Origin of the sequence: Peribacillus sp. CSMR9, from assembly GCF_033141925.1 — a bacterium.
Classification (GTDB): domain Bacteria; phylum Bacillota; class Bacilli; order Bacillales; family DSM-1321; genus Peribacillus; species Peribacillus simplex_A.
Genome location: NZ_JAOPHO010000047.1, coordinates 24706 through 33408, shown reverse-complemented (window position 1 = coordinate 33408; position 8703 = coordinate 24706). Strand labels below are relative to the sequence as shown.

Annotated in this window: 13 protein-coding genes and 1 pseudogene; 5 read left to right on the top strand and 9 right to left on the bottom strand. The window is 39.5% G+C overall.

Translation table 11 applies throughout. The features are described from left to right. Positions 1-102: 102 nt before the first annotated feature. The 9 genes from spoVIF to N9I19_RS17805 all read right to left on the bottom strand — a co-directional run bounded on the left by spoVIF (position 103) and on the right by N9I19_RS17805 (position 4682). Entirely contained in the window at positions 103-357 is a 255-nt protein-coding gene (spoVIF, locus tag N9I19_RS17845) for a sporulation-specific transcription regulator SpoVIF (protein ID WP_061462124.1), read from the bottom strand. 112 nt (positions 358-469) lie between these two features. Beyond that, the gene (locus tag N9I19_RS17840; RefSeq protein ID WP_081108729.1) at positions 470-622 is read right to left on the bottom strand and encodes a YjcZ family sporulation protein; all 153 of its coding nucleotides are present in this window, start codon (positions 620-622) and stop codon (positions 470-472) included. 102 nt (positions 623-724) lie between these two features. Then, a complete protein-coding gene (gene spoVAE / locus N9I19_RS17835) occupies positions 725-1081 on the bottom strand; it encodes a stage V sporulation protein AE (protein WP_317778561.1) in 357 nt (118 codons plus the stop codon). 16 nt (positions 1082-1097) lie between these two features. After that, positions 1098-2123, bottom strand: a complete 1026-nt coding sequence (gene spoVAD / locus N9I19_RS17830) for a stage V sporulation protein AD (protein ID WP_089365068.1) — start codon at positions 2121-2123, stop codon at positions 1098-1100. A 3-nt stretch (positions 2124-2126) separates the two neighbouring features. Further along, positions 2127-2597, bottom strand: a complete 471-nt coding sequence (gene spoVAC / locus N9I19_RS17825; protein ID WP_061462121.1) for a stage V sporulation protein AC — start codon at positions 2595-2597, stop codon at positions 2127-2129. An 18-nt stretch (positions 2598-2615) separates the two neighbouring features. Then, positions 2616-3113 carry a YhcN/YlaJ family sporulation lipoprotein gene (locus tag N9I19_RS17820; RefSeq protein ID WP_317778560.1) on the bottom strand — a complete coding sequence of 166 codons (498 nt, stop codon included), beginning with the start codon at positions 3111-3113 and terminating at the stop codon, positions 2616-2618. Between the two features lie 286 nt (positions 3114-3399). Continuing rightward, positions 3400-3765: a DUF1360 domain-containing protein gene (locus N9I19_RS17815; RefSeq protein WP_317778559.1), complete on the bottom strand. Its 366-nt coding sequence runs from the start codon at positions 3763-3765 to the stop codon at positions 3400-3402. Further along, on the bottom strand, positions 3766-4350 hold the full coding sequence (locus N9I19_RS17810; protein ID WP_317778558.1) for a hypothetical protein: 585 nt from the start codon (positions 4348-4350) through the stop codon (positions 3766-3768). Positions 4351-4361: 11 nt separating this feature from the next. Continuing rightward, entirely contained in the window at positions 4362-4682 is a 321-nt protein-coding gene (locus N9I19_RS17805; protein WP_317778557.1) for a hypothetical protein, read from the bottom strand. A 211-nt stretch (positions 4683-4893) separates the two neighbouring features. Between N9I19_RS17805 and N9I19_RS17800 the strand changes: the two genes are divergently transcribed. From N9I19_RS17800 to N9I19_RS17780, 5 genes and pseudogenes are all read left to right on the top strand, one after another. Further along, positions 4894-6030 (top strand): GerAB/ArcD/ProY family transporter, encoded by a 1137-nt coding sequence (locus N9I19_RS17800; protein ID WP_317778556.1) that lies wholly within the window; start codon positions 4894-4896, stop codon positions 6028-6030. Beyond that, a pseudogene (locus N9I19_RS17795) lies at positions 5987-7084 on the top strand (spore germination protein); the annotation flags it as partial. The gene N9I19_RS17800 and the pseudogene N9I19_RS17795, both read left to right, overlap by 44 nt. A 61-nt stretch (positions 7085-7145) precedes the next feature. Beyond that, positions 7146-7490 carry a spore germination protein gene (locus N9I19_RS17790; RefSeq protein WP_317778555.1) on the top strand — a complete coding sequence of 115 codons (345 nt, stop codon included), beginning with the start codon at positions 7146-7148 and terminating at the stop codon, positions 7488-7490. Next, a complete protein-coding gene (locus tag N9I19_RS17785) occupies positions 7487-8350 on the top strand; it encodes a Ger(x)C family spore germination protein (protein ID WP_317778554.1) in 864 nt (287 codons plus the stop codon). Before N9I19_RS17790 ends, N9I19_RS17785 begins: the two co-directional genes overlap by 4 nt. After that, complete coding sequence (locus N9I19_RS17780; RefSeq protein ID WP_317778553.1) at positions 8347-8673, top strand: Ger(x)C family spore germination C-terminal domain-containing protein; 327 nt, start codon at positions 8347-8349, stop codon at positions 8671-8673. The genes N9I19_RS17785 and N9I19_RS17780 overlap by 4 nt, the downstream gene beginning before the upstream one ends. Positions 8674-8703: the final 30 nt, after the last annotated feature.

Sequence of the window (8703 nt, the reverse complement as noted above, 5' to 3'; positions counted from 1 at the left end):
AGGCAAAAATTCAAAGGGAATCTCAAAAAGGGGTTCGGAATTTTTTAATTCCGAACCCCTTTTGTCTACAAACTGAGGCCTGCACTTTAGCAGGCCTTTTTTTCACTTTTTATTTATCATATTGGAAATGGTCCCGAAATCCAGTTTATTCCCTTCAGATACAATGGAATGGACGATCTTATCTTCCGTTTCCTTATTGACCGGCTTATTTGCTATTTTTGAAACGCGCTTGATGACGCTTCTAACTGTTGTTTCATCTTTGAAATTGGCTCCCTGTAAAGAGTTTGCCAACTCTAATACATCTTTCATATTTACGCCCGTTTTACCTTCTATGTTTTTAAAAAAGTTATTATCCATACCTAAGCCCCTCCCTTTTCTGTACCTATCCTATGTATTAACAGAAAAATGGTGCTAGGCCCTCACAAATAAAAATAAATGGAATAGGCTTCTTCTGCCTATTCCATTTACGTTAGCAGCAGAAAGAAGCCCCTACAATGATTAATAGGATAAACAAGACGACGATTATCGCGAAAGTAGAACCGCCGCAACCATAGCCTCCGCCATAACCGCCTCCGTAGCCATAACAGCTGTTGCCACAACCGTAGCCACCGAAACCAAACATACTAAATCACCTCGCTCTCGCTAAAGCTTACTGATAACATATGTAGGTCTGGACAAATATGTATAGGCCATGTCCTAGTCCAGGCTGCCTATTTCCGTTATTTTAACCTTTTGGTCTGAAAACTAACGCCCCGATAAATCCAAAGATGATAGCTGCAGAGATACCGGAACTCGTAATTTCAAACATACCTGTCAGTACGCCAACGAGACCGTGTTTTTCCGATTCCATCATTGCCCCGTTCACGAGCGAATTCCCAAACGAAACGATTGGTATGGTTGCTCCAGCACCGGCAAAGTCAACAAGCGGTTCGTATAATTCAAACCCGCCAAGAATAGCTCCTATTACAACGAACAGGCTTAACGTATGTGCTGGTGTCAGCTTGCCAACATCGAAAAGAAGCTGGCCGACTACACATATCAAGCCACCGATGACAAAGGCCCAAAAAAACATTGCTAACATCCAAATCTCTCCTTTTTCATGATTTCATCCCATATTCAATGGCTACCGCATGGGCAATGCACGGAATGGAATCTTTTTGCTGGACGGATAGCGGTGACAATAATGCTCCTGTTGCAACAAGCAGGATTCTTTTATATTTACCAGAAATCATTTCATTTAGTATATGGCCATATAAAACCACAGCCGAACATCCAGCACCACTCCCGCCTGCCAAAGCAGGCTGATCCTTTTTAAAAATCATCAATCCGCAATCTTTGAATTTTTCCTGATTGATATCGCAGCCCTTTTGTTTTAATAAGTCAATGGCTGTCCCTCTGCCTATTTTCCCCAAATCACCAGTAATGATGTAATCATAATCATCCGGGGTCAGACCAGTATCTTTGAAATGGGCAAGAATTGTATCGACAGCGGCCGGGGCCATCGCTCCCCCCATATTGAAGGGATCTTTCAATCCCATGTCAATGACCTTTCCGATGGTGGCCGAGACGATATGGGGAAATTCCCCTTGAATGCTTCCATTAGGAGCTACCAGTGCCACCCCTGCTCCTGTTATCGTCCATTGAGCTGTCGGAGGTTTTTGCCCTCCATATTCAGTTGGATAGCGAAATTGCTTTTCAACAGCTGCATTATGGCTCGAGGCGCCTGTCAACACATAGTTAGCCCCGCCATAATTGGTAATGAAGGCAGCTAGAGCGAGACCTTCCATTGAGGTGGAACAGGCACCAAACAAGCCGAAGTATGGAATGCCGTTGGTTCTGGCTGCAAAACTTGTGGGTGTAACCTGATTGATTAAATCACCCGCCAAGAAAAATTGTACCTGCTCCTTGTCAATCTTACCTTTCTCCAGTGCAAGCTCAACCGCTTTCTCCATCAAATGGCGATGAGCCTTCTCATAAGAATCCTGTTCCATCCACAAATCATCGTATAGGATATCAAAATCACCAGCGATTTCTCCATTTGCCTCGAAGGGCCCACCTGTTACTCCAGTTTCCAAGATGACCGGTTTATTGGTGAACATCCATGTTTGTTTTCCCTTTAACATCGCTTAGCCCCCTATCATTTGATAAATCGTTTTTATCAACGCCACGACAAAGGCTGAAAATACTCCAAATAAAATAACCGATCCAGCCAATTTAAACATATTGGCTCCAACACCAAGGACAAATCCTTCAGTCCGATGTTCGATAGCCGCCGAAATGACTGCGTTACCGAACCCTGTAACAGGAACGGCACTTCCTGCCCCACCGAACTGTCCAATGCGGTCGTAAAACCCGAAGCCGGTCATTAGAAGAGCCAGAAATACCATGGTAGCAGTTGTTGGACTACCTGCTGTCTGTTCCGTAAAGTTAAAAAAGTAAATATAAAAGTAAGAAATGGCTTGTCCCACTATGCAGAAAATGCCACCTACTAAAAAGGCTTTCAAACAATTCTTCACTATCGGCCTTTTAATTTCATGCTTCCCTTGGAGCTCTTTATATGCATCCTGCTGTGGGGTAGTTTTCTCCTTGCCGCTCATAGTGCTGAACCTCCCTTTCTAAATTAATTCTTTTTGAAGTCCTTCAATCTCCTTGAACTTCCTTTTCGCCTTTTTCTCGGGAACATCTTTTTCCTTGAGTAACTCGTTCAATCTTACAGATTCCAAAAAGATTTTATAATCGCTCGAAACGATAAAATTATACTTGGGAAACTGCTTTTCAAGATTTCTAGTCACAGTTTTTTCAATTTTCTTCATATGAAAACGTTTTAAGTGCTTAACCTTATATGCGACGATAATCTTTTTGCCATTTTTCACGACGATCACATCATAGATGGCGTCTTCGTTAGCAACGGTTTCCTTGACCTTTGAGATCAGTCCCTTTTCATCCTTTTCATCCATCCCATTAATGATGTCCATCGGTTCAGGATTCGTACGTTTAATCAATGCTAAATTCTCTGTTTTTCCGTCACCCTGACTGCTGCAGGCAGTGAGCAAACACAAAACAAACATAACAAACAGCCATTTGCCCTTAAAATATCTTCCTTGTCTGAACATAGAATCACATCCTAATTTATCGTTCTATTATTATTTTCTTGTTTCACTGGTTTTTATGAATGGTAGGATTAGGAAATAAAAAAAACCTCTCCGAATTGGAAAGGTTTTTTTTTTACTTAATATCCTTTGTTCTTATTGTTACAGCCACAGTCCTTCTTGATTTTGACCGGCTGATCTTTTTTCATCGGTTTGGCATAAGCCCACGGACTCTGTTTCTTATTCAATTCATGACTCCTCCTTAATGTCTATAACTTACTATATGAGCGAAGAGACAAGTTGTTTCCAATCAAATGTCCATAATTCTGCTGATTATGACCTCAATTATCGCGCCTACTGCCGCTACTGCAAGGGTTAGAATCAGTACGTAGCCTATAAACCAATGTTGTATATAAAGGAGTACCAGTAAAAGGCTGATCCATACACCAACACACCAAAAACAGCTAAGCAGTTGCCCACCCCAGCCAAGCAGGCCCTTTTCTTTGGGCATTAAAAATATTTCCACATCTCCTTCTTCATCTTTTTCCTCTATCTCTTTAAAAAAGGGGCGGCGTATCGGTTCCATGATTTTATCGAATACGATCAAGCGTGTCAGCCTGAAAGAAGCCAAGCCTAATATTAGAAATAAGGTGAACTCATTTTCCGGGAGAAACATTCAATATTGCTCCTTCTTCTTGGATTCTCCAATTATTTTGGCATCAATAATATCCGGTAGACCTACGAAACGAATATGGTTCCCTCTTTTAATCTTTACTGATTCCCCTTTCATTCCCAACACCTGAAACTGAAGCGTTTCTCCGTTAATAACAGCCTCACATAATGGCTTTGGAAAACCTTGATGATTGGATAGTCGGGAAATGATGTCTCCAGAAGATTCCCTTTTCTCCACTTTCTTTCTTTTTTTCTTAACTGGCTTTTCGGTTTCCTGTTCTGATTGTTCAGGATTTTCCATGTGTTCAACCGGAGTTTGTTCTGGGACATATTGTTCGGTAATTTTCCTTATACCCGTAATCTCTGTTTCGATTTCCTTCATGACATCATAAACACCAAATTCGCGTTTGATCTTTTCGATTTTTTCTTCCTTATGCCCGTCTTCCTGAAGTACCGGCTCAACGTTTTCTTGCGGTGTTTCTTTTTTCGTTCGAAAATCACTTTGCATATTCCCTCGCAGATCGGAGATTTTTGCCTGATCTACATATAACAATGGTTTGGATTCCTTATCGCCATTATTCTCTGACATGAAAATCCTCCTTAATATTTCAGAATATCCACAGACTGCAGCTGTTTCATATGGTATTGAACAACCTTTTTCCCGAATTTATGCCTTATGAACAGACTGGATTCTTTCTTATGTTCCAATTTTCCAAACAGTGTGCGGTCATTGATGATGAATTTACAAACAGGCTTAGGTGCAAAGGCAGGGAGTCGGGACAATAGCTCCACCAATTCCTCGGCAGTATATGAAGTGCTGAATTTTTTTTCATCCAAATTCAAATTCCTATGTCTCTTCAGCATATTGTGTATGTTTTGTTTTCCAACAGCACAAGGCAGGTCAACTTTCTTCACGTCCATGATGCCCCTCCTTCTTTTTCACGAATAGGGTTGAAAGCAGGTTTATACTGATTCTCACAAACAGTTTAATATCTACTCTATGTATCATTTATATGAAATTCACCCTTTTTTATGCTGGAGATGTTAAATAATGACGGTAACCAATTTTGGATATGTTGGGGATTAATGAAAAAAAACTAAAGATATTGATATGTTAAAGGAGTAAATGGAGATGAAAAAAAATGGAAAGATTTCAACCGTACAACTATCTTTAATCATGATGACGGCTGTCGGCTTGAAAAATCATGTAACGATCCTCCCGCACTTACTGCCAAGTGCAAAACGGGATGGATGGATTTCCGTTTTACTTGCTTTTGTATTGATAATGATTTGGTGTTTACTTTTATTTTACATCCATAAATCCACCGGTCAGACCAACATATCTGTATGGGTGGAAACGAATATTGGTAAAGCGCCAGGCAGAATGTTATCCATTGTCATAAGTATTTGTTTCGCTTCATTAGCTGAAGTTTCGTTGAAAGAGATGGTTGTATGGACAAAAGTATCCTACTTGCCCGTAACTCCACCGATTTTTGAAATAATCCTTTTTACGGGATTTTGCTTTTTCCTTGTCTCAACAAACATCCAAACGATTGCTATTACCAATACATTCGTATTATTTGCCGTAATCCTGTTTGGTTTTTTTGTGGCAATCGCAAATATTCAATTTAAAAATTATTCACTTTTGCAACCGATTCTTGAACATGGCTGGTCTCCTGTTTTCTCTGGGATGATCTATCCTTTGTCAGGGCTTATTGAGTTGATTGTCATACTTTTCATGCAACAAAAAGTTCATGGGAAAATAAAATATAAGGTATTTGCATTGAATACCATTATCCTTACTTGGCTTATCCTTGGGCCCCTTATTGGCTCCATTACCGAATTCGGTCCGCTTGAAGCTTCAAGACAAAAGTACCCTGCATTTGAGCAATGGGGATTGGTCACTTTGGGAAGGTTCATTGAACACCTTGACTTCTTATCCATTTATCAATGGTTAACCGGGGCATTCATACGAGTCTCCTTTTTACTGTTTTTATCGCTTGAAGTCCTATCGATAAAAAAACCGCTGAACAAAACGATATTGCTCATTGTCTATTCAGTGATGCTTATCGTTTCCAATTCATTCAGTTTCAGTGATGTCATATTATATTACATTATAAAAACAATTGTCTTGCCGGTTACATTCTGGTTCTTTTTAGCGTTTTCCATCCTTTTAAGTATTTTTGTTTTATTCAGTAATCGTAAAAAAAGGAGTTCCTCATCCGATGTTCAAAAAAACGAAAAAGCAACCGTCCAACAAACAGAATAGTAAAATTGAAAAATCAGAACATCTCATAATAAAAAGCGAAAACGATATAAAAGAAATTTTTCATAATTCAGAAGATGTATTCTTCCAAAGCAGTTTATATCGTGATGAGTCTCCGATAAAAATCACATTAATTGGATGTGACGGTCTTATCGATACTGAATTGTTAAATAATCTTGTATTTGAAAGGCTATCTTTATTTTTCGAAAAGCATCCAAGAGGAGCTTTAAAAATTGATGACATAAAGGACTCCCTTCATCTTCCTCACCTTGCCGATGTAAACACAAAGGAAGAGTTGTTCGCAGATATCTATTCTGGGAAATTATTGATTTACTTTGAAGGATACAACTATCTGGTGTCTACAAATATTGCTAATCGACCGCAGCGTACTCCCGAGGAAACAACTACAGAAGTAACGATAAAAGGGCCGAGAGATAATTTCATAGAAGATTTATCCATCAATGTCGCTTTAATACGAAAGCGAATGCGAACAAACTCCTTGAGTGTGAAATATTTCGAAGTGGGAAGGCGAACATTGACTAAAGTCGCCCTTTTATATATGGATGATATCTCTGATCCTGAAATGGTTCAAACTATCACTAAAAGTATTGAAGCAATTGATATAGATGGGATATATGGAGGGAATCAATTTATGGGGTTAATTGAAGGACAGCCCTCTCTTCTCTTTCCAAGGCATGACTACACCGGTAAACCGGATTTTGCCGTGCAATGCCTTTTAAAAGGCAGACTATTAATTCTGATTGATGGTGTAGCCTACACAATGATCACACCCATCAACCTATTTATTGTGTTAAAAACATCTGAAGATCATGAGTATACGTCCATTTATGCTTCCTTCGAAAGGGCTCTTCGAATATTTGGCATTTTTATCGCTGCCCTTCTGCCAGGATTTTGGGTTGCATTAACCACCTTTCATCAGGATTAGCTCCCTCTGATTTTGTTGGCCACAGTTGTCGAGTCAAGGAGGGGATTGCCATTACCAACCGCATTGGAAGCGATAACCATGGTGTTCGTTTTTGAAGTGTTCAAAGAAGCAGGGATGCGTTTACCCACTTCAGTCGGACCGACATTAAGTGTATTGGGTGCTTTAATCATGTTTGACAAGCCCTGCCATGCTTGTAGTGATTGCTGGTTCAGCTGTCGCTACTTACACACTCGTCAATCAATCCATCAATGGCGTCATCAGTTTAATAAGGCTCCTAGCTATTATTTCTGCTTCTTTTTTAGGACTTTTCGCATTTATACTGTTAGCACTGTTTCTTTGTGCATATGTAAGTAATATCCGTATATTGGGTGTTCCTTATATGGAAGTGACCGCCAACTTAAGCTTGTCCAATATCGTTAAAACTCTTTTTCAGATACCTCCCTCTTTGGATAAAAGACGCCCTCCCATCTTTTCTACAAAAGATCCGACGAGGAAAGGCGATGATGACCAAAAATGAAAAAGATCAAAAACATACTCATCCTATTGTGTTGTATTTCTATACTGTCAGGATGCTGGGATTCGAATGAACCTGAACGTCTCATTTATGCAAACGGTTTAGGAATCGATTACAAGAACGGGAAGGTCATTGTCTACCTTCAAATCATTAACATGAGAGGGTTAGCAAAATCCGAAGCAGGCGGTGACCCCAGTTCCTTTAGCTCAGCTGATGTTGGGAAGGCGTCCGGAAGCACATTGGACGAAGCCATATTTAATTTGTATCATACGGCTGACCGGCGTGTTTACTGGGGTCACATCTCTTTTGTGATTTTTTCGGAAGAAGCCATTAAAACGGGCGGCCTTAAGTATACCGCTGATTTTTTAGACCGCTACCGCGAAACACGCTACCGAATTTTCTTTTTCATGACTAAAGACTCAATTAAAGATGCGATGCTCATAAGTCCTATCGAAAATGTTTCCGTGGCTTTTTCAAAATTAAGCGACCCAGATGATAATTATAAACAAAGCTCTTTTATCCCGCCCATTAATTTAAGAGAGATAATTATTAATATTGATGAACCTGCCCATCAAGTGGCGATTCCACAACTTAAATTAACAGAACAATGGAACAGTCAGGAAAAAAAGAAGAAGGATTTATTAATGGAAACAGTCGCTATCATCTCAGAGAATAAAATCAAAGCAATTCTCCCAAAGAAGATGTTGAATGGCGGAAGATGGTTCAATAAAGATTTTGTTCGGGACAACGTAACCATTTTCCCAGAAACTAAAAATGACGTATTTGTTGTCATTTATGATAAAAAAATAAAATTACACCATTTGTGGATAAAAACGGAAAAGTGCGTTTTGACATTAGGATGAAAGTTAAAGCTAGTGTTGAAATGTTGATAAAAGGGGCAACACGTGATCAATATGAAAAAGAAATAAAACGTGCAATCAAAAAGGAAATAAAGACAACCTATCAATATACACAAAAAAGGGATATTGACCTTTTCCGGCTTTCTGAAAAACTCTATCGGAAGGATATTAAAGCTTGGAAGAAGGTTGAAACCAACGGGAGAATTCCATTGGAGGAAGACACACTCAGGTCAATCCAAATTGATGTGGAAATTCAAGATACTGGAAAGCACAGATTAACACCGATCTTTGAAGGGCAGAGAGACAAAGGATGGGAAAACCAATAAAAAAAGGGACATAGAGGTCCCCTTTTTTAT

Coding starts and splice junctions, on each gene's coding strand:
- spoVIF (WP_061462124.1), bottom strand. CDS start 357: ATGGATAATAACTTTTTTAAAAACATAGAAGGTAAAACGGGCGTAAAT.
- N9I19_RS17840 (WP_081108729.1), bottom strand. CDS start 622: ATGTTTGGTTTCGGTGGCTACGGTTGTGGCAACAGCTGTTATGGCTAC.
- spoVAE (WP_317778561.1), bottom strand. CDS start 1,081: ATGTTAGCAATGTTTTTTTGGGCCTTTGTCATCGGTGGCTTGATATGT.
- spoVAD (WP_089365068.1), bottom strand. CDS start 2,123: ATGTTAAAGGGAAAACAAACATGGATGTTCACCAATAAACCGGTCATC.
- spoVAC (WP_061462121.1), bottom strand. CDS start 2,597: ATGAGCGGCAAGGAGAAAACTACCCCACAGCAGGATGCATATAAAGAG.
- N9I19_RS17820 (WP_317778560.1), bottom strand. CDS start 3,113: ATGTTCAGACAAGGAAGATATTTTAAGGGCAAATGGCTGTTTGTTATG.
- N9I19_RS17815 (WP_317778559.1), bottom strand. CDS start 3,765: ATGTTTCTCCCGGAAAATGAGTTCACCTTATTTCTAATATTAGGCTTG.
- N9I19_RS17810 (WP_317778558.1), bottom strand. CDS start 4,350: ATGTCAGAGAATAATGGCGATAAGGAATCCAAACCATTGTTATATGTA.
- N9I19_RS17805 (WP_317778557.1), bottom strand. CDS start 4,682: ATGGACGTGAAGAAAGTTGACCTGCCTTGTGCTGTTGGAAAACAAAAC.
- N9I19_RS17800 (WP_317778556.1), top strand. CDS start 4,894: ATGAAAAAAAATGGAAAGATTTCAACCGTACAACTATCTTTAATCATG.
- N9I19_RS17785 (WP_317778554.1), top strand. CDS start 7,487: ATGAAAAAGATCAAAAACATACTCATCCTATTGTGTTGTATTTCTATA.
- N9I19_RS17780 (WP_317778553.1), top strand. CDS start 8,347: ATGAAAGTTAAAGCTAGTGTTGAAATGTTGATAAAAGGGGCAACACGT.